Origin of the sequence: uncultured Cetobacterium sp. (assembly GCF_947072685.1) — a bacterium.
Classification (GTDB): Bacteria; Fusobacteriota; Fusobacteriia; order Fusobacteriales; family Fusobacteriaceae; genus Cetobacterium_A.
The window spans coordinates 1-18912 of the sequence record NZ_CAMTIK010000015.1 but is presented as its reverse complement, the minus strand read 5'-3'; the positions used below and the strand labels follow the sequence as shown (position 1 = coordinate 18912).

The 18912-nt window shown below is 30.4% G+C and carries 18 protein-coding genes and 3 tRNA genes; 11 read left to right on the top strand and 10 right to left on the bottom strand.

The genetic code is table 11. The annotated features are described in order from the left end of the window. Nucleotides 1–8: 8 nt before the first annotated feature. Both Q0V67_RS06710 and Q0V67_RS06705 read right to left on the bottom strand, forming a co-directional pair. On the bottom strand, nt 9–332 hold the full coding sequence (locus Q0V67_RS06710; RefSeq protein WP_297598166.1) for a hypothetical protein: 324 nt from the start codon (nt 330–332) through the stop codon (nt 9–11). Nucleotides 333–407: 75 nt separating this feature from the next. Next, nucleotides 408–1787, bottom strand: a complete 1380-nt coding sequence (locus tag Q0V67_RS06705) for a TldD/PmbA family protein (RefSeq protein ID WP_297598165.1) — start codon at nt 1785–1787, stop codon at nt 408–410. A gap of 142 nt (nt 1788–1929) precedes the next feature. Between Q0V67_RS06705 and Q0V67_RS06700 the strand changes: the two genes are divergently transcribed. The 3 genes from Q0V67_RS06700 to Q0V67_RS06690 are packed head-to-tail and all read left to right on the top strand — an operon-like array spanning nt 1930 to nt 5032. Then, entirely contained in the window at nt 1930–3270 is a 1341-nt protein-coding gene (locus Q0V67_RS06700; protein ID WP_297598164.1) for a TldD/PmbA family protein, read from the top strand. Between the two features lie 28 nt (nt 3271–3298). Beyond that, entirely contained in the window at nt 3299–4387 is a 1089-nt protein-coding gene (gene mobB / locus Q0V67_RS06695) for a molybdopterin-guanine dinucleotide biosynthesis protein B (protein WP_297598163.1), read from the top strand. Between the two features lie 12 nt (nt 4388–4399). Next, nucleotides 4400–5032: a dihydroxyacetone kinase subunit L gene (locus Q0V67_RS06690; RefSeq protein WP_297598162.1), complete on the top strand. Its 633-nt coding sequence runs from the start codon at nt 4400–4402 to the stop codon at nt 5030–5032. 73 nt (nt 5033–5105) lie between these two features. Here the strand turns inward: Q0V67_RS06690 and Q0V67_RS06685 are convergent. The 3 genes from Q0V67_RS06685 to Q0V67_RS06675 all read right to left on the bottom strand — a co-directional run bounded on the left by Q0V67_RS06685 (nt 5106) and on the right by Q0V67_RS06675 (nt 5341). Continuing rightward, nucleotides 5106–5182 (bottom strand) — tRNA-Met (locus tag Q0V67_RS06685). Between the two features lie 3 nt (nt 5183–5185). Then, nucleotides 5186–5261: transfer RNA gene (locus Q0V67_RS06680), tRNA-Trp, on the bottom strand. Nucleotides 5262–5264: 3 nt separating this feature from the next. Next, nucleotides 5265–5341, bottom strand: a tRNA-Pro gene (locus Q0V67_RS06675). 150 nt (nt 5342–5491) lie between these two features. On the opposite strand from Q0V67_RS06675, the gene Q0V67_RS06670 reads away from it, so the two are divergent. The 3 genes from Q0V67_RS06670 (at nt 5492) to Q0V67_RS06660 (ending at nt 8138) form a co-directional block, all read left to right on the top strand. After that, nucleotides 5492–6256, top strand: coding sequence for an exodeoxyribonuclease III (locus tag Q0V67_RS06670; protein WP_297598161.1), 765 nt, complete (start codon nt 5492–5494; stop codon nt 6254–6256). 101 nt (nt 6257–6357) lie between these two features. After that, entirely contained in the window at nt 6358–6771 is a 414-nt protein-coding gene (locus Q0V67_RS06665) for an Hsp20/alpha crystallin family protein (protein ID WP_297598160.1), read from the top strand. Between the two features lie 77 nt (nt 6772–6848). Then, nucleotides 6849–8138: an MFS transporter gene (locus Q0V67_RS06660; RefSeq protein WP_297598159.1), complete on the top strand. Its 1290-nt coding sequence runs from the start codon at nt 6849–6851 to the stop codon at nt 8136–8138. A 321-nt stretch (nt 8139–8459) separates the two neighbouring features. Here Q0V67_RS06660 and Q0V67_RS06655 read toward each other — a convergent pair whose 3' ends face one another. The 4 genes from Q0V67_RS06655 to Q0V67_RS06640 form a co-directional block, all read right to left on the bottom strand. Further along, complete coding sequence (locus Q0V67_RS06655) at nt 8460–9092, bottom strand: hypothetical protein (protein ID WP_297598158.1); 633 nt, start codon at nt 9090–9092, stop codon at nt 8460–8462. 99 nt (nt 9093–9191) lie between these two features. After that, nucleotides 9192–9386, bottom strand: coding sequence for a hypothetical protein (locus tag Q0V67_RS06650; RefSeq protein ID WP_297598157.1), 195 nt, complete (start codon nt 9384–9386; stop codon nt 9192–9194). A gap of 58 nt (nt 9387–9444) precedes the next feature. Then, nucleotides 9445–10632: a sodium/glutamate symporter gene (gltS, locus tag Q0V67_RS06645; RefSeq protein ID WP_297598156.1), complete on the bottom strand. Its 1188-nt coding sequence runs from the start codon at nt 10630–10632 to the stop codon at nt 9445–9447. A 306-nt stretch (nt 10633–10938) separates the two neighbouring features. Next, entirely contained in the window at nt 10939–11574 is a 636-nt protein-coding gene (locus tag Q0V67_RS06640; RefSeq protein WP_297598155.1) for a flavodoxin family protein, read from the bottom strand. A 138-nt stretch (nt 11575–11712) separates the two neighbouring features. Here Q0V67_RS06640 and coaBC point away from each other — a divergent pair, with 138 nt between their 5' ends. From coaBC to hydA, 5 genes are all read left to right on the top strand, one after another. Continuing rightward, on the top strand, nt 11713–12891 hold the full coding sequence (gene coaBC, locus Q0V67_RS06635; RefSeq protein WP_297598154.1) for a bifunctional phosphopantothenoylcysteine decarboxylase/phosphopantothenate--cysteine ligase CoaBC: 1179 nt from the start codon (nt 11713–11715) through the stop codon (nt 12889–12891). Between the two features lie 115 nt (nt 12892–13006). Continuing rightward, entirely contained in the window at nt 13007–14440 is a 1434-nt protein-coding gene (locus Q0V67_RS06630; protein ID WP_297598153.1) for a TolC family protein, read from the top strand. Beyond that, nucleotides 14441–15580, top strand: coding sequence for an HlyD family secretion protein (locus tag Q0V67_RS06625; protein ID WP_297598152.1), 1140 nt, complete (start codon nt 14441–14443; stop codon nt 15578–15580). Nucleotides 15581–15593: 13 nt separating this feature from the next. Beyond that, entirely contained in the window at nt 15594–17084 is a 1491-nt protein-coding gene (locus Q0V67_RS06620; RefSeq protein ID WP_297598151.1) for a DHA2 family efflux MFS transporter permease subunit, read from the top strand. Nucleotides 17085–17141: 57 nt separating this feature from the next. Then, nucleotides 17142–18488, top strand: a complete 1347-nt coding sequence (gene hydA / locus Q0V67_RS06615) for a dihydropyrimidinase (protein WP_297598150.1) — start codon at nt 17142–17144, stop codon at nt 18486–18488. Nucleotides 18489–18516: 28 nt separating this feature from the next. Here hydA and Q0V67_RS06610 read toward each other — a convergent pair. Further along, nucleotides 18517–18912 (bottom strand): molybdopterin cofactor-binding domain-containing protein (locus Q0V67_RS06610; RefSeq protein ID WP_297598149.1); only part of this gene is annotated, 396 nt, incomplete at its 5' end.

The following is an 18912-nucleotide window of genomic DNA, read 5'->3' as shown; positions in this document are numbered from 1 at the left end:
CTTTTAATTTATAACCAGATAAAGTTCGAATAATTTTCCACTTGAACTATCTCTGAATACGTATAGTATAGACCATTTCTTTTCAGTTGAAAAGCTGAGATTTCACATTCAAACAAGTTAACTTTTTTTAAACTTACTTTTCCAAAAGTTAAAACTTTTCCATTTTCAGTTGTTACTTGAAATTTTCTCTCTCTAAAATCTTCTGGGAACTCTAATGATATTTTTTTTATCTGAGAATTCAATTGAAATATCTCTTCATATTGAGCTTTTAAAATATCTAAAATTTCATTTTTTTGCTTTTCTAACTCTTTAATTTCTCCGTTATTGTTCATTTTTTCTCCTATATAATAAGTTATTGTTTATTATATCATAAAATATTAAACATCGCTTATTTATAAACTATATTTCTATCTTCCCCCGATTACGATATCCCTAATCTTAACCCGTGGTTGTCCTACATTTGCCGGAATACTTCCAGAAACTGAGCCACACATACCCTGACCAAGAGCTAAATTATCTCCTACCATATCTATTTTTTTTAAAATTTCAGGTCCATTTCCGATAAGAGTTGCTCCTCTAACCGGCTCTTGAATTTTCCCACCTTTAATCATATACCCTTCCATAATTGAAAAATTAAAATCTCCTGTACTAGGATTTACTGACCCTCCACCCATATATTTTGCATAGATTCCATCTCCAATTCCTTCTAGCATCTCATTTAGAGACGATTTTCCATTTAAAATAAATGTATTTGTCATCCTTGAAGTTGGAGCATACTTATACGATTCTCTTCTTGCACTTCCAGTACTTTCCATCCCCATTCTTCTTCCATTTAATTTATCAATCATATATCCTTTTAAAATACCATTTTCAATTAAAAGATTCCTTGAAGTTGGAGTTCCTTCGTCATCTACATTTGAAGATCCCCATTCATTTGCCAACGTTCCATCATCTACAGCTGAAACTGCTTGACTTGCTACCTCTTCACCTATCTTCCCTGCAAAAACAGATAACCCTTTCGCTACACTCGTTGCCTCTAGACCATGGCCACATGCTTCGTGAAATATAACTCCACCAAACTCATTTTCAATAATTACAGGCATTTTTCCACTCGGTGCATATTTTGCCCCCAACATTGTTTTAGCTATTCTCGAAGCTTCTTCAGCATATTCTTTTATATCTATCTCTTTAAAAAATTCAAATCCCTTTGATGCCCCAGGTCTGTAAGAGCCTGTCTGCATATCATTCATATCTGAAGCTATACTTTCAATCCCTATTCTGCTTCTAGTTCTTACATCCTCTGCCCAAGTTCCTTCTGAATTTGCTATTAAAACATTTTGTGAATAATCACTATAATTTATTCTAACTTGACTTATACATTCATCATATTTTTTGGCAGCTTCATAAGCTTCTTTCATCACTGATATTTTATCCTCCTTCAACACACTTACAGGAGCTATTAAAATTTTATTTCTATCCTCTACCTCTTTTTTTATAAGATTAATCACTATATCTTCTCTAGTTCCTTTTATAGCTTTTGAAGCTTTTTGAGCAGTCTTTATAAGATTTATACGACTCATATCATTCGTATAAGCATAGACAGAAAAAAGTCCTTTAAAAATCCTGATTCCTATACCATAATCTTTTCCTGAAAGCGCCTGTTCTATCTTGCCATCTACCAGATAAAAAGAGTCTCCACTTTTACTTTCTACAAAAACTTCAGCAAAATCTCCACCTGTTAATAATGCTTCATTTAATATATCTTCAATTAAACTTTTAGCTAACATTTTTAGTCTCCTTCTCTGTTTTTAATAGAGTATACCACAATAATAATTTTTTAGAAAATATTTAATTTTTTTTAATTTTCCCTTCATATTTTTATAATTAGGGGGTATAATCTACTAACTATTAACATTGGAGGATAATAACATGGAAATAAAATTATTTATAGATAAAGTTTTTGAAAAAGCAAAATCTCTAGAATTGAATGAGTTTGAAATATATTTTTTATCATCAGAAAATGAGACAATCAAAGTTTTTAAGGGAGAGGTAGAGACATATACCAACTCTCAGAATATGGGAATATCTTTTAGAGTTAAAATAAATGAAAAAATGGGATATTCTTACACTGAATCTCTAGAGGAAGAAGATATTTTACCACTAATAAATACTGCCATTGCAAATGCTAAAATCATTGAAAATTTAGATATTGTTGATATCTACGAGGATAAAGATGAGTATGCAACTATCAATTCATTCAATGAAAAGCTGTCCAATATAACTGTTGAAGATAAAATCAATTTTCTTTTAACTGCTGAAAAAACTGCTTTAGAGATGGATCCACGAGTTAAAAGTGTAAATTATTGTATGCTTGGAAGTGGATACAGTGAAAATATTATAAAAAATTCTAAAGGCTTAGAACTTTTTCACAACTCTAACTCTATCTATGCCTATATTGCTGTTGTAGTGCAGGATAAGGACTCTATAAAAAATGATTCGGCGTATATTGTTACGAGAGAATTCTCTGAAATGGATCCTATAAAACTATCTAAGGAAGCTGTTCAAAACGCCTTAAATAAACTTAATTCAACATCTATCGAAAGCAAAAATTATAAGGTTGTTATCCAAAATGATGCCTTTGCTGATTTACTCGGTTCAATGAGTGGAATATTTTCTGCTGAAGCTATTCAAAAAGGTGTTTCTAAATTTAAAGGTAAATTAAATACCTCTGTTGCTAGTTCTATTGTCACAATTATTGACAATCCTCATTTAGAAAATGGATATAACAGCTCTCCTTTTGATGCTGAAGGAGTTCCTACAAAAGAGAAAAAATTAATTGAAAATGGAATTTTGAAAACATATCTCCACAATCTTAAAACTGCAAAAAAAGATGGTCTTAAAACAACAGGAAATGCCTCTAAAGGTGGGTATAAAGGAACAATGGGAATCTCTTCTTTCAATCTTTTTTTAAAAGAGGGAACCCTACCTTTTGAAAATCTTTTAGAATTTGTTGAGAATGGAGTTCTTATAACTGGTTTTTCTGGATTACATTCTGGGTTGAACTCAATTTCAGGAGATTTTTCATTAGCTACAGAAGCATTTTTGATCAAAAATGGAAAAATAAAAACCCCTCTAGATCAAATAACTGTTGCAGGAAACTTTTTTAACCTTTTAAAAGATATCGAAAAAATTGGAACAGATACCAAGTTCAATCTATCCGCTGTAGGTTCTCCTTCAGTCGTTGTTAAAAATTTAAGCATTTCTTCGTAAAATCTAGTAGTTGCAGGAGGTTTATATTATGAATAAAATAAACAATGTAGATGCTTTAATACTTGCTGGGGGAAAAAGCTCTCGAATGAATTTTACTGATAAAGCCTTACTAAATTTTGATAAAACCCGAACTTTTTTAGAAAAAATATCTGATGAGATGTATAATTTTGAAAATTTGATGGTTTCTCTAAATCCAGAACAAAACTTCCTTGTCCCAAGAGGTGTAATTATTACAGATAGTACTCCTGATATTGGACCTCTTGAAGGAATACACCAAGGTCTTCTCAATGCAAAATCAAACTTTATTTTTGTTACAACCTGCGATATGCCAAATATAACTAAAGAATTTATAGATTTTGTTATGCTATTTCTTTCAAGTGATTATGACGCTATCATAATAAAAGATACTCTAGGAAAAACTTATCCTTTATTCGGCTTATATAATAAAAGTGCTTTAACCACTATAGAAGGTTTTTTAATGGATAAAAATTATAGATTACAAGATGTTTTAGCTGAACTCAATGTTAAATATATCTCCTTAAATAACACTACATTTGATTATAAAAAATTATTAAAAAGTATTGATACTCAAGAAGAGCTTAAACATCTCTCTATCTTTATGGGAAATCGTCCGTTTATTTCTATTTGTGGAGCCAAAAATAGTGGGAAAACTTGGTTAATTCAAGAACTAATAAAACATTTCAAAGATGCTAGTTATAAAGTGGCTACAATAAAATATAACCCTAATCTTGATTTAAACTCTTTAGATCCCGATATCAATAAATATAAAACTGCTGGTGCATCAGGTTCATTAGTTTTTTCAAAAGATAATTATATTTTATTAAAAAATAGATCAAACGAAAGTTTCTTTCAATACTTAAATCTTTTTAAAGATTTTGATATCATATTATTAGAGGATTTCAAACATGAGCCTTTTCCTAAAATAGAGATTTTAAAGGAAGATATCTCCATCCACCCAAGTGCTAATCCTCAAAATCTTCTTTTTTATGTCACAGATATCCCAGAACTTTTAGAAAAAAATAATTCTAATTCTATAAATATTGAAGATACTACTGCTATTTTTAAAAAGCTTTTAAAAATAGCAAGTCTTAATTGAGGAGGTAGCTAAATGCTAGAAATTGATAAAAAAGAGATTAAATTTATATTTTATACAACTGCGAATTTTTTAATGGCACACTCACGTGAACTTAATCAACTAGATTCAGAATTTGGAGATGGAGATTACGGGACAACTATCTCTAAAATTTGTCATACTATTAAAATGAACGTTGATAATTGGGAGGATAATCGTTCTATTAAAAAATTCATTGAAAACTTAGGAGATGATATTATGGGGGTTAGCGGTGGAGCCGCTGGTCCTCTATGGGGAACCCTTTTTTTAGGGTTGTCTCTCCCCTTATTTAATGAAACCAAACTTTCCGTTAAAATTTTTAAAAAAATGTTTAAAAGTTCTTTAGACGAACTATCTGAAATCACTTTGGCGAAAGTTGGAGATAAAACAATGATGGATTCTTTTATACCTGCAGTTGAATCTATTTCTTTATATGAAGGGGAACGTTTAGATGAAATGTTTACATTCGCTTCTGAAGCCGCTATAAAAGGATGCAATAATACAAAATTGTATGCTGCTAAATTTGGAAAAGCAAAAAAATTTGGAGATAAAACAATTGGTTTTATAGATGTAAGTTCATACTCAATCTCCCTTTTATTTCAAGGATTTTTAAAAGCTTCATCAAATTAGATAAATCTTCAACTAGTACATGTTGCAAAAAATGAAAAAAAAAAAAAAGCACCTAAGTGCTTTGAATTTTAAATGGTGCCTAGAAAAGGATTCGAACCTTCGACCGCTCGGGTATGAACCGAGTGCTCTAGCCAACTGAGCTATCTAGGCGAATGGCAGGTCAAGAGGGACTCGAACCCCCAACCCTCGGTTTTGGAGACCGATGCTCTACCAATTGAGCCATTGACCTACATGGTCGGAATAGCAAGATTCGAACTTGCGGCCCCCTGCTCCCAAGGCAGGTGCGCTACCGGACTGCGCTATATTCCGACTAATGTCTTGTAGCTGGTTGTTTGCTACTTAATAATAGTACCATAAATTATCACGTATGTCAATAAACTTTTTTATTTTTTTATAAAATTTTAATTTATGTTATAATTAAAATAATATTTTTATTTTTTTATAAAGTGGAGGTTTAAAATGACAAAATTAATTTCTTGGAATGTTAATGGGCTTAGGGCTATTTTACAAAAGAATTTTATGGATTATTTTAAAGAGGTTAATGCAGATATCTTTTGTTTACAAGAGATTAAACTACAAGAAGGACAACTTGATTTAAAAATTGATGGTTATAATTTATTTTGGAACTATGCTGAAAAAAAAGGTTATTCTGGGACAGCTATCTTTACAAAAGAAAATCCTATTTCTGTATCTTATGATATTGGGATTGAACACCACGATAAAGAAGGAAGAGTTATAACTCTTGAGTTTCAAAACTACTACCTTATCAATGTATATACTCCTAACTCACAATCAGAATTGGCTAGAATTGAGTATCGAATGAACTGGGAGGATGATTTTAGAGACTATGTCCTATCCCTTGACTCTAAAAAACCAGTTATTATCTGTGGAGATTTAAATGTAGCACATACAGAAATTGATTTAAAAAATCCAAAACCTAATCAAAACAATGCTGGTTTTACTCAACTTGAAAGAGATAAACTCTCAGAGCTTTTATCTTCTGGATTTACAGACAGCTTTAGATATAAAAATCCAACACTTATTGGTGCCTACTCATGGTGGTCTTATAGATTTAGTGCCCGAAAAAATAATGCTGGATGGAGAATAGATTATTTTTTAGTATCCAATCAAATAAAAAATGCTATTGTTGAAGCCAACATTCATAATGAGATTATGGGCTCGGATCATTGTCCAATAGAACTAATACTAAAAAATCCATCTTAATTTTTATTTTTTTATCAAGATGATCTTTTTTAATAAAGGATAATTCATTTTTTTAAGTAAATATATATTTAAGATACTTTTTATTTTTAAGGAGGTTTTTTATGAGTTTAATTAAGAAAAACGAGTGGTTTTCTAATCTTTTATCTGATCCTTTTGATGAGGACAAACTACAAAATCCATTTAAAAAATCTTTTCCAGCTGTCAATATCTCTGAAAATGAAACTGAATACCTTATTGAAGTATGTACTCCTGGTATAAAAAAAGAGGATTTAAAGCTTGATGTTAGCGAAGGGATTTTAACTATCTCTTATAAAACAGAAGCTTCAAATGAAGAAAAAAATAAAACTTATTTTAAAAAAGAATTTTCTTATAGTTCTTTTGAACGTAAAATGACTCTTCCTAAAAATATTTTGGAAGATCAAATAAAAGCAAGATTTGAAGATGGTATTTTAAATATAACGATTTCTAAAGACCAAAGTAAAAAAGTTGATACCACTTCAATCCCTATAGATTAATCTTTGCAAAAATCAACAGGCAGTGTTATTTTTCAACTTAACATTGCCTGTTTTTATTCTTTGGAGGTGAATTTTTTATGCTTTCTTTTAGTAATACATATAATAAAAATAAATTTCTTATAACTGTAGAAGGCATGAGCGCCAATATGTTATCTTTAGGTATACAAGGGTTTTCTTTAACTGCACTTGCTCTTTACTTTGGATGTGAACCCTTTTGGATTTCTGTCATCACAACACTTCCTTTAGGTTTACAACTGCTCCAAATTTTTTTAGGACAATACTACAAAATTTTCAAAACAAAAAAACAAGCTTTACTTTTTAGTGCATTTGCTGCTCGTATACCGATGTGTTTTTTATTTTTTATAGTTTTATTCGATTTAAATGATTACAGATTTTTAGTCACCATCGTTCTTATTTATTCTATTTTTTCAGCTTTTTTAAGTGGAATATGGACAAGTTCAATAGGGGATATTATAAAAAAAGAAGATCGTGGTTCATTTTTTTCAAAACGATTTACTCTTATATCATTATCAACTGTATTTTTTTCCTATACCGTTTCGAAAGCCTTAAATTTTACACCCGGTAAACCCAGTATGCTAATACTCACGGCAATTATTGCAATATCCGCTCTACTCACTCTATTCTTTTTATTTTTTCATGATATTCCAAATTTTGAAGAAAAGAAAAAAAATATAACTATTTCTAGACCATTAAAAGATCCAAATTTTTTCAATTTCCTCTCTTTTATTGGTTTATGGACATTTTCTATTGAATTTACAAAACCTTATTTTTATTATTTTGCAGTAGTAGATTTGAATGCGTCTTATAAAATTTTAGGACTTTCATCATCATTAACTGCAATTCTTTCTATTTTTGCATTTTTTATTTATGGTAAACTTGTAGAAAGAATAGGATATAAAAAACTATTATCCTTTGGAATAACGGTCACTACCTACGTTGTTATTTTTTACTTTTTAATGACAAAAGAAACTGTAAATAGTCTAATTATGTTGGATGCTATTGGAACCGCCATTGGATGGTCCGCTATAAATTTAGCACTGTTTAGCCTTCTTTTAGAGCTTTCCTCTCCAGATAGAGATTCATATATTGTTGCATATTCCTTATTCGTTGGAGTATTAGGACTTATGGGCGCTTTTTTAGGAGGATATCTGGCAAATTTTTTAAACGGTAAAACTATTTTTATTTTTGGCGATTCCTATGCTGGACTTAAATTAATGTTTCTAATCAGTTTATTTTTAAGATTTTACTGTGTTCTTCTTCTAACAAAAGTTAAAGCATATCAAAAGAGGCTTTATTATCCTGGCTTTTATCCCTCTATCGTCTATCTTCTAAGAAATCGACGGTGAACTACCACCGCCCTAATAGAGGGCGGGGCTTCGTGGGAAGTATCTGACTCATGTCAGATATATTAATCACATTTGTAGGCCCTTTCAGAAAGTGCTAGTTCTGTTTTTGATAAGATTATAGATTTTAGCAACTTTTAATTTTGCTTTATTCCAATTTTGTGAGAACTTAATTTTTCACCTCCTTAAAATTAAATTTATGTGGTCTGATTATATCATTTTTTAGGAAAAAACAATAGAAACTATATATTCGATTAAAGGAACTGAAAACTAAAAAGATTGCCCTGAGAAAAGGCTGGAGTTACTCTGAACTCCAGCCTTTTCTTATTTATTATTCAAACAAAACTCTTCAAAATGAGGAAGAGTCAAACACCAATCACAAAAATTACCCCAATCCTCTTTTAACTTATGATACCTTCTTTGAAGATATATTGTTTTAAGTTGTAAATATGATGTTGTAACTCTCATCGTTTGCTCCAGCCCCATTGGACAGTTTGAGATTATTTTCATATAGATTTCATATTTTGTATAAACTTTCTCTTCAATCACTCTTTCTTTTTCATCTTTTTCAAAAGAGTTAAAAATTTCAATCCATTTATTTAAATTTTCAATCACTACATCATCAACATATTCATTACATGATTTCTTTAAATCCATTTTTGTAAGTCTGTGCATTTTTGATGTTGAAGATACAATATCTGCAAAGTGATATCTTTGAAATTGTGGTGTCCAATAGTTTGGATATGTAACATCAAATTGAACTATAATTCCTTTTAAAAAATTGTCGTGTCCAGTTCCTGTCGCCACATTTCCTAATTTTGATGCTCTTTTATAATCCTTTTCCTCTAAACTATAATCTTCATTCCATTCCTCTATCGATTCAGCTACCATTGGATAACCGCTTGCTATTAAACTCTCTTCTAACCCGTAAACTCTATCATTAAAAATTCTAAGCATTCAAACCCTCCATTTACATTTTTATAGATTATACCATAATTCCCAAAATAATTTTATATTTAATTGTAAGAAAAAAGGGAGTCTTCACTCCCTAGGTTCCTAAACTTCTTTTATATTTATCCATTCTATTCGATCATTTTTTCTTCTGATCTCTTCTACTGCCTTATCTCTAGCTTCACTATCTTTTATATTTTCATCTATTTTTTTTAACTCTTCTAAAACTTTTTCAAGTTCAACATTTTTTTCTGTTTTTATTTTTTCTTCAAGACTTACAATAATTTTTTTTAATTTCATACTACACCTCCTAAGCTATCTTAAGAGTTTCTTCAAAAAAAAAATGGTTTTCTTTTTTTTAATGTAATATATTCATAAATAAAGTTATTATTCCAGCATTAAAGAAATCTATAAACAATCCTCCAACAATGGGAATTACGAAAAATGCCTTGGGTGAAGGGAAATATTTAGCTGTTAACGCTTCCATATTCGCTAACGCCTTAGGTGTTGTTCCAAAACCACAACCACAATGCCCACTAGTCATAACAACAGCGTCATAGTCCTTCCCTGTCAGTCTAAAGGTTATAAAATAAGTAAATACTCCTATCAGAGCTGTTTGAGCTAATAGCATAATGATTAAAGGCAATGCTAATCCCTGAAGCTCCCATAATTTAAAACTCATCAAAGTCATAGATAAAAATATTGTAAGAGTGAATCCTCCAATTATATTTATAATATCTAGATGTACTTCGTAAGCGCCTGTAAAATCAGATAGATTTCTTATTATTGCAGCTGCAAACATAGCTCCTATATAAGAAGGTAATACTATCCCTGCTCCTGATAAAAAATTAGAAATTAGACTTCCTATTCCCATAGCTATGATAATCTGAAAAGATGCTGTTGAAACATTTTTAGGGTCTAACGGTTTCTTCTTATCATCATCTGATTCATAAAGAGAGTTTTCATCCCTTTTGTTTAGAAGATTATGTTTTTTTATAAGCTTATTAGCTAAAGGACCTGCTATTAAACTTCCCATAATCAACGCATATGTTGCCGTCGCCATAGCTACAACTGTAGCACCCTCTGCACCATAACTTTCCAGTATAGGGGCAAAAGCTCCTGCAGTTCCTGGTCCACCTGTTGTAGACATCGACCCTGTTGCTAATCCAATCAGTGGATTTAAATTAAGAAGTTGAGCCAATCCTACCCCCACAACATTTTGAGATATTGCTAATCCTACAGATGCCATTAAAAACATAAATACAGGCATTCCTGCCTTTTTTAATAGTTTTAGACTTGCTGAATACCCCACCGTTGTAAAAAATGCAATCATAAACAGATTTCTTAAAGAATCCTCAAATATAAAATTGAACATACCTGTTTTATAGCCAATAAATGTAATTATTGAAAACGCTGTTCCTCCTGTTACTGATTCGGGAATACAATTTTCCCTTAAAAATTTAAAGTTTTTGTTCAAAACTTTTCCTATATACAATACCACAACTGACATTGCTATAGTTTGAATAGTTGATAACTCTATTGTCATCTCATACCCTCCTTGTTTTATGTTTATAAAGTGTGTGTGTTAATCGATTATAGCACTTTATCATTCATTTTAGAAATAGAATATATCAATAATTTAAATGTTTCTCCATTTAAATTATTGATATATTATTCACTAGTATAACTACGAACTACCCCTAACCCCCTATTGTATATACATGTACTTGTGAAAAAATTATTTTTAAAAAAACAATAATATTCTTATATTATATAATTTTTTTCAAAAAAAATCAAAAAAAAGTACTAGAATAAAGAAATATACCCTCTCTTTTCTTCTAGTACAGCTAAATTATCTAATAAAATGTGTATATTTTTTACCCTCTTTTTCTGGAGGAGCAATCTTATCTTTTGTGTAATCTAACATTTTTAACAACCACGCCATGTTTTTACCTAAGATTCTCATGATTTGTTTTCCCTCTTCATCTTGTTCTACTTCACCAGGCTTTAATCCATGGATTACACTCCAATAATTTGTTGATGGCATAACCATTTCTGAATAGTTTAAATAATTATTTAATTGATCAAATGTTGGAACTCCTCCAGAACGTCTAACCGCAACTACCGAAGCCCCTACTTTATGTCTAAACATTCCTCCATTCACAGATGCAACATAAAAAGCTCTGTCCAAAAATGCTTTCATCGTAGCTCCTAATGAGGCAAAATGAACAGGAGAACCCAATAAAACTCCGTCAGCATTTTTTAATTTTTGAATCCAAACGTTTACATCATCCTCTGCTAAAACACACTCTTCATTTCTATTTTTTGCGCACCCATTACAAGCTATACATCCTCTAACCATTTTATTCCCAACATGAACTATTTCAAATTCAATTCCTTCTTTTTCTAATTCTTCTCCTACCATTTTTAAGGCATGATATGTATTCCCTTTTTCTTTAGGGCTTCCATTAAATGCAACAACTTTCATTTAAATTCCTCCTTAGTAATTTTCTCCTATTATATATAATATAAGAAGATTTGTCACTATTAATTATAGATATTCTTACCCTTTTTATAGTATAATATAGAAAAACTGTACTATATTGTATTTATCTAGGAGGAATAAATGAAAAATATTTTAATTGGTGTTACTGGTGGAATAGCAGCTTATAAATCTGCAAACATTGTATCTATTTTAAAAAAACGAGGCTATAATGTAAAAGTAATTATGACGGAAAGTGCCACAAAAATTATTACCCCTCAGACATTAGAAACTTTATCTAGAAATAGAGTTATCACCGATATGTGGGAAAGAAATCATCAGTTAGAAGTTGAACACATCTCTCTTTCTGATTGGGCCGATGTTATTCTTATTGCCCCTGCAACATATAATATTGTTGGCAAAATTGCTAATGGTATTGCGGACGATATGTTATCTACAGTTATTTCAGCTTGTAAAAAACCTGTTTATTTTGCTCTGGCTATGAATATCAATATGTATGAAAATCCTATACTAAAACTAAATATCAAAAAACTAGAAGGTCTTGGTTATAAATTTATTGAAGCTGATGAAGGATTCTTAGCCTGTAATGTAACTGCGAAGGGAAGATTAAAGAATGAACTAGATATTGTCCAAATTATTGAAACCGATATTTTACCCCCTCTTCCTAAATTGTTATCCGGAAAAAAAGTTTTAATTACCGCTGGTAGAACAGAGGAGCCTATCGATCCAATAAGATATCTATCAAATAGATCTAGTGGACAAATGGGATATTCACTTGCAAAAGTTGCTATAGATTTAGGGGCTGATGTCACCTTGATTTCTGGTCCTACAAACTTAGAGATTCCACACGGATTAAAAGAGTTTGTTAGAGTAAGAAGTGCAGAAAATATGTTTGAAGCTACTATGGAGCGATTTGATAGTCAAAATATAGCTATCGCTTGTGCGGCCGTTGCAGATTATAGACCTAAAATATACTCAACTGAGAAAATAAAAAAATCTGATGGAGAATTAACTATTGTATTAGAAAGAAATCCAGACATTCTTTTAAATATGGGAAATAAGAAAAAAGAACAAATTCTTATCGGATTTGCAGCAGAAACTCAAAACATCGAAGAAAATGCAAAGAAAAAATTACTGAAAAAAAATTTGGATATTATTGTTGCTAACAACGCTGAAAATATGCAAAAATCTACAAACAGCATTCAGATTATTAAAAAAAATGGAGAAATTTTATCCTTTAGTGAGCAGCCTAAAAATGAAGTCGCAAAAACTATTTTCAATGAAATTATTAAACTTATATAAGATTAATTCTAAAAAGAGTTCTATATTTAAGAACTCTTTTTTATTTTTTAAGAGGATTTTTTATTTATTTTAGAATAAAGTTATGTAGTTTTAAATCATTATACGAGGAGGGAATATGAAAAATCATATACTCATAATTTTTTTATCCTTGAGCCTTATTAGCTGTATTGGAATTCCAGAATTAAAAGAGAATCCTACAAAAAATTTAGTTCAAACAAATATACCACAGAGTACTAAAGTTATTTTCCAATCAGACCAATGGTGGTTAAATAGCAAAGACGAAGGATTAAACTTGCTTATTAAAGAAATCCTTTCTAAAAATAGTGAAATAAAAGTTGCAAGATTGAATATAGAAAAGGCCTTATATACTCTTGAATCAACTAAATCATCTAACATTTCTCCTATAACATTATCCGGAAGTTTTGCCAGAAATCATATGACAAATACTCGTGTCAATACCCATTTTGATATGACTGACGATGTAAAAAGCAACGGAACAACTTACATAGGATCTTTAAGTGTTGAAGCACAATATACCCTCGATCTTTGGGATAAGTTTGAAGCTTTGACAAAACAAGCTGAATATTCAAAATTAGCTAATGAATTACAAGCAAAATGGACTGTTTTAAATATTTCAACATTAGTTTCTAATCTTTATGGTGAATACATTTTTTTATCTAAAGAAATAAATATCTATGAAGAAAAATTAAAAATTTCAAAAGAGATTGAGTCCCTTCAAAAGATACTTCATGAAACAGGACTTAGCGAAAAAAGTTCTCTTTTAAAAGCTGAAAATAATACGCAGTCTACACAACAAGCTCTTTCAAATTTACAAAATAGTAGATATGCTTTAAGAAATAGTTTCTTTTCACTGATTGGAAATATTAATTCAACTACTATTGAACAAACTTTAAATAAAATTAATTCAACTGGAAGTGACTTCTCTTACTTCTTAAATACTCCTGAATATATAGACTCTGATATGATTGTTAACAGACCTGACATTCAATATTTTTTAACTTTAATCAACTCTCAAAGAGAAAACATTATCTCTTTAAAAGCTGATTTCTATCCTAGATTCTCTATAAGCGGAAAATATGAGTATCAATCGATAGATATTCTAAACATAATAAATGGAAGTTCAAATCTCTGGGGAATTGGTCCTAGTTTATACTTACCTCTTTTCAATAGAAATATTCTTAAACAAAACTATAAAATTGCTGGAATCGATTTAAATATTTTTATTGAAAATTATAATAATAATTTAATTGAAAGTTATTTAAAAGCAAATAATAGCTTAAATAGTCTAAAGATATCAGAAAGAAATAACCAATTAGAAAAGAAAAATCTCCTTAATTCAAAAGAGATTCTCAATGATAATTCAACACTTTATAGTATTGGAAGTATTTCAAAATACAACTATTTGATTTCTAAAGATCAATACTTAAGTGATAAATTAAATTTTATTAAAACTAATTATACTCTCTATAAAAATCAAATAGATATGATAAATGCCCTTGGTGGTTACTACAAAGAAGAGGTGAAATAAATGGAAAATACTACTAATTCAACAATAGACAAAAAAAAAGAGGTTAAAAGAAAAATAACTCTATTTCTTTTAGGAATTATTATTGTTGGAATTCTTTATATTATATATTATATTGTTTTTCTAAAAAATTATGAAGAGACTGAAAATGCTTATATTCATGGAAATCAAACAGTTATTACTTCTCAAATTAATGGTGTTATAAACTCAATCAACGTTGAAGATACTCAATCTATCAAAAAAGGTGATACAGTTATTCGACTGGATTCCATCGACTATGAAATTGCTCTTAGAAATGCGCAAGCTCAACTTGGTAATTCCATTAGAAAATATTATTTATTACAAAATAATATTCTGACAAATAAAGAACACTTAAAAGATGCACAGGCTAATTTTAAACTGTCTGAAAAGACTTTCCAAAGAGAAAGTATTTCTAACAAAGCTGGGATTAGTAGTGCTGAAAAATTTGATAATATAACTTTTAACTACCTACAAAGTCAAATTAATTTAGAGCAAAGTAAAATTAACTTAGAAAATAGTTTTACTGATGCTAAAAGTAGCAGTATGCTAACTCATCCTCTTGTAGCTAGTGCTATTGAAAATTTAAAGACCGCTTTCTACAATTTAGAGAAAACAAAAATAGCTTCACCTATATCTGGTATTATTGCTCAAAAACAAGTTTTTCTTGGACAGCAGGTCAGTACAGGGCAACCATTGTTTACAGTCGTTGATTTGAATAGTACTTGGGTTAATGCTAACTTCAAAGAAACTCAATTAGGAAATATTAAAGCTGGAAATCCTGTAGAAATTGTCAGTGATGTAAATGGAAAAGTATACCACGGGGTTGTTTCTGGAATTGCTGGTGGTTCAGGTAGTGCTTTTGCTCTTATCCCAACACAAAATGCTACTGGAAATTGGATTAAAATTGTTCAAAGAGTTCCTGTTCGTATAGATATTTTTAAAGAAAGTCTTGCCAAGAATGGTGTTCTTCCTATTGGTACAAGTTTAACTGTCAAAGTTAATACTGTTAAAACTATTGATATTCCCAATGAATTTCAAGAAAAGATATCAACTCTTTACCAAATAAATTTAAAGGAATTGAATAACCTAATAGAACAAACAATAAAAGACAACAGTCTATAAACGGGAGGTTAATATGAACTCATCTGTTATTTTAGCTACTCTTGCTCTCGCAATTGGTTCTTTTATGAATGTCCTTGATATGACTATTGTAAATGTTTCTTTAAGCCATATCGCTGGGGATTTTGCAGTAGCTCCTGACCAAGGTACTTGGGTTATTACATCTTACGCTGTTGCCGAAGCTATTTTTCTACCACTTATCGGATGGCTAACAAAAAGACTGGGTATTATAAAGCAATATATTGGGGCTACTCTCTTATTTACCTTAGCTAGTATGCTTTGTGGAATTAGTCCAACATATGAATTTCTTCTAACAATGAGAATTCTACAGGGTATTGTTGGTGCAAGTATGATACCTCTTTCTCAAACTCTTATGCTACAACTATATCCAAAAGAAAAAAAAGGTATTGCTCTAGGGATTTGGTCAATGACTATTGTTATTGCTCCTGTTATTGGTCCTGTTCTAGGAGGATGGGTTACAGACACCGCTTCTTGGAGATGGTGTTTTTATATCAACCTTCCTTTTGGAATACTTTCTAGCTTAATTGTTTACTATATCTTTAAAAAAGATATAGCTAAAGAAAAAAGCATAAAAGAACCTATTGACATTGTTGGATTTGTATTTTTGGCCATTGGTGTTGGTTCTTTACAATTAATGCTGGATAAAGGTAATGATTTAGATTGGTTTTCCAGTAATACTATCATCTCACTGGGAATATCCGCATTTGTTTTTTTAGTTCTTCTGGTCATATGGGAATGGTACCACGAAAATCCTATCGTCAATGTGCGATTATTTTTAGATAGAAATTTTTTTGTTGGGTCTTTTGCTCTAATGTTTTCTGTATTGGCATATTTTAGTGGGGTCGTCGTCATTCCTTTATGGTTACAAAACTATATGGGATATACAGCTTTTATAAGTGGTAAATCTACAGCTACTCTTGGAATTGCCATTATGATGGTCGCACCAATTTTAGGAAAAAAAATAGATAAACTCGATGCTAGAAAAGTGGCTGCTTTGGGATTTTTTACCCTTGGAATTTCAACTTTTTTAACTTCTAATTACTCTCCACAAATCACTCCAGAATATGTAGCTATGACTAGATTCTTTAATGGTTTTGGAGTTGGAATATTCTTTATATCTTTGAACACGCTAACTCTTTCCAATATTAGTGATGACAATTTGGCAAGTGCATCTGGGATTTATAATTTTATGAGAAATATAGGAAGTAGTCTTGGGACATCCCTTGTTATTCCTGCTTGGAATCATACTATGGCTTTTCATCATACTACAATGGCCTCCGCTATAAATGCAGCTAATCCTAATATAAGTCACACCTTAGCAAGTTCTCCTAAATATTTAGCGATGATAAATCAACAAGTGGTTCTTCAATCATCTATTATGGGAGTGAATGATATCTTGATCGGTGGTGGAGTTATCTCTCTTCTGCTTATTCCATTTTTATTCTTAGCTAAATCTACAAAACCAGTTCCTGGTAAAATTTTATAATTTGGAATAGAAATTGCTTGTTATTATATGACAAGCAATTTTATTTTGGAGGTTTTTATGAATATATTATTAAAAAATGGGTTTTTATTAACTGAAAATGGTTTAGAAAAATCAGATATCCACATATCTGATTCTAAAATAAAACAAGTTTCTAAAAACATTGTAATTTCAGAAGCAATTGACAAAACATTTGATTTTTCAAACAAATTTATTATTCCTGGTGGAATAGATGTACACACACACTTAAATATTGATGTGGGTACAAAATCTATCGACAATTTTGTGTCTGGAGGCTATGCCGCAATTTTTGGTGGAACAACTACAATTATAGACCACCCTGGATTTGGTCCAGATAAATGTCCCCTTGATTTTCAAATTGATCTCTATATGGAAAATGCTAAAGCTTCTCCTATTGATTACTCTTTTCACGGTGTTATACAGCATATACATTTTGATATGGAGCAACAGATGAAAAAATTAAAATCAAAAGGCATTACTAGCTTTAAATTATATATGACTTATACATATCTAATGAACGATTTAGATGTTTTAAAAGTTTTTGAAATTGCTAAAAATCTTGATTTGACTATAGCTGTACATGCAGAAAATCACGGTATTATTGAATTTTTAAAAAATAAATTTAAGTATGAAAAAAAACTTTCTGCAATCTATCATGCTAAATCAAGACCTGATTATTCTGAATCCGAAGCAGTACAAAGACTTCTTTTTTTATCTAAAACTGTAAATTTTAATAAGCTATATTTTGTACATATCTCTTGTAAAAAAAGTTTAGATATTTTAAGTAAGGCAAAGAACGATGGACAAACATTTTTTGTAGAATCTTGCCCTCAGTATCTTCTATTAAATGAAAACAAATACTTAGAAGAAGATGGAAACCTTTATATAATGAGCCCTCCCTTGAGAAAAAAAGAGGATAATGTCGCCATTATTGACGGGATAACCAAGGGTTTAATTGATGTTATTGGAACTGATCACTGCTCTTTTTCTTTGACAGATAAAAATTCTGGGAAATTAGACTTTACAAAATGCCCAAATGGAGCTCCAGGCATAGAAGAAAGAATCCCTCTGATGTTTTCCGAATTTTTAAAAGGGAATATAACAGCCAAATCATTTTTGAATAGTTGCTGTTTAAATCCAGCTAAAATTTTTGGACTATATCCCCAAAAAGGTACTTTATCTCCTCAAGGTGACGCCGATATAGTTGTTCTTTCCTTAGAAAACTTCAATTTTGAAAATCCAAAATCTAAAGCAATGTACTCTTGTTTTAAAGATATCACCTCCTTAGCTAGGGTCCATTCTGTTTTTATTAGAGGCAATATTGTTTTAGATGAGTATAAATTAATTGAAAATGCTTACACAGGAGTTTTTCTTCCTAGAAAATAAAAGAAAAGGAGACCACTCCTTTTCTTTTTTAATTCTTATATGCTGTTTCTCTCAATGGTAAACTTGTTCTAAATTTTCCATCATATTTGTAATAGGCTCCTTGAACTGCAGGTGCTGTTGGAATAACTACAATCTCACCAACCCCTTTAGCTCCATACGCCAATTCTTCTGTATTTTTTTCAATAATTATTGATTCTATCTCTGGAATATCTGTTGATCTCAACAATCCTAACGTTCCAAATTTTGATTTTATAACTCCATTCTCTACCTTTAAGTCCTCTGTAAGAGCATAACCCAATCCCATTACGACTCCACCCTCTATTTGCCCCTCGACATTTTTAGGATTTATGGCTTTCCCTACATCGTGTGCTGCTACAACTTTTTTTATTTTTCCATCCTCTCCTAATATTACAACTTGTGTTGC

Coding starts and splice junctions, on each gene's coding strand:
- Q0V67_RS06660 (WP_297598159.1), top strand. CDS start 6,849: ATGCTTTCTTTTAGTAATACATATAATAAAAATAAATTTCTTATAACT.
- hydA (WP_297598150.1), top strand. CDS start 17,142: ATGAATATATTATTAAAAAATGGGTTTTTATTAACTGAAAATGGTTTA.
- Q0V67_RS06625 (WP_297598152.1), top strand. CDS start 14,441: ATGGAAAATACTACTAATTCAACAATAGACAAAAAAAAAGAGGTTAAA.
- Q0V67_RS06630 (WP_297598153.1), top strand. CDS start 13,007: ATGAAAAATCATATACTCATAATTTTTTTATCCTTGAGCCTTATTAGC.
- Q0V67_RS06670 (WP_297598161.1), top strand. CDS start 5,492: ATGACAAAATTAATTTCTTGGAATGTTAATGGGCTTAGGGCTATTTTA.
- Q0V67_RS06705 (WP_297598165.1), bottom strand. CDS start 1,787: ATGTTAGCTAAAAGTTTAATTGAAGATATATTAAATGAAGCATTATTA.
- coaBC (WP_297598154.1), top strand. CDS start 11,713: ATGAAAAATATTTTAATTGGTGTTACTGGTGGAATAGCAGCTTATAAA.
- Q0V67_RS06665 (WP_297598160.1), top strand. CDS start 6,358: ATGAGTTTAATTAAGAAAAACGAGTGGTTTTCTAATCTTTTATCTGAT.
- Q0V67_RS06640 (WP_297598155.1), bottom strand. CDS start 11,574: ATGAAAGTTGTTGCATTTAATGGAAGCCCTAAAGAAAAAGGGAATACA.
- Q0V67_RS06650 (WP_297598157.1), bottom strand. CDS start 9,386: ATGAAATTAAAAAAAATTATTGTAAGTCTTGAAGAAAAAATAAAAACA.
- mobB (WP_297598163.1), top strand. CDS start 3,299: ATGAATAAAATAAACAATGTAGATGCTTTAATACTTGCTGGGGGAAAA.
- Q0V67_RS06620 (WP_297598151.1), top strand. CDS start 15,594: ATGAACTCATCTGTTATTTTAGCTACTCTTGCTCTCGCAATTGGTTCT.
- Q0V67_RS06700 (WP_297598164.1), top strand. CDS start 1,930: ATGGAAATAAAATTATTTATAGATAAAGTTTTTGAAAAAGCAAAATCT.
- Q0V67_RS06710 (WP_297598166.1), bottom strand. CDS start 332: ATGAACAATAACGGAGAAATTAAAGAGTTAGAAAAGCAAAAAAATGAA.
- gltS (WP_297598156.1), bottom strand. CDS start 10,632: ATGACAATAGAGTTATCAACTATTCAAACTATAGCAATGTCAGTTGTG.
- Q0V67_RS06655 (WP_297598158.1), bottom strand. CDS start 9,092: ATGCTTAGAATTTTTAATGATAGAGTTTACGGGTTAGAAGAGAGTTTA.
- Q0V67_RS06690 (WP_297598162.1), top strand. CDS start 4,400: ATGCTAGAAATTGATAAAAAAGAGATTAAATTTATATTTTATACAACT.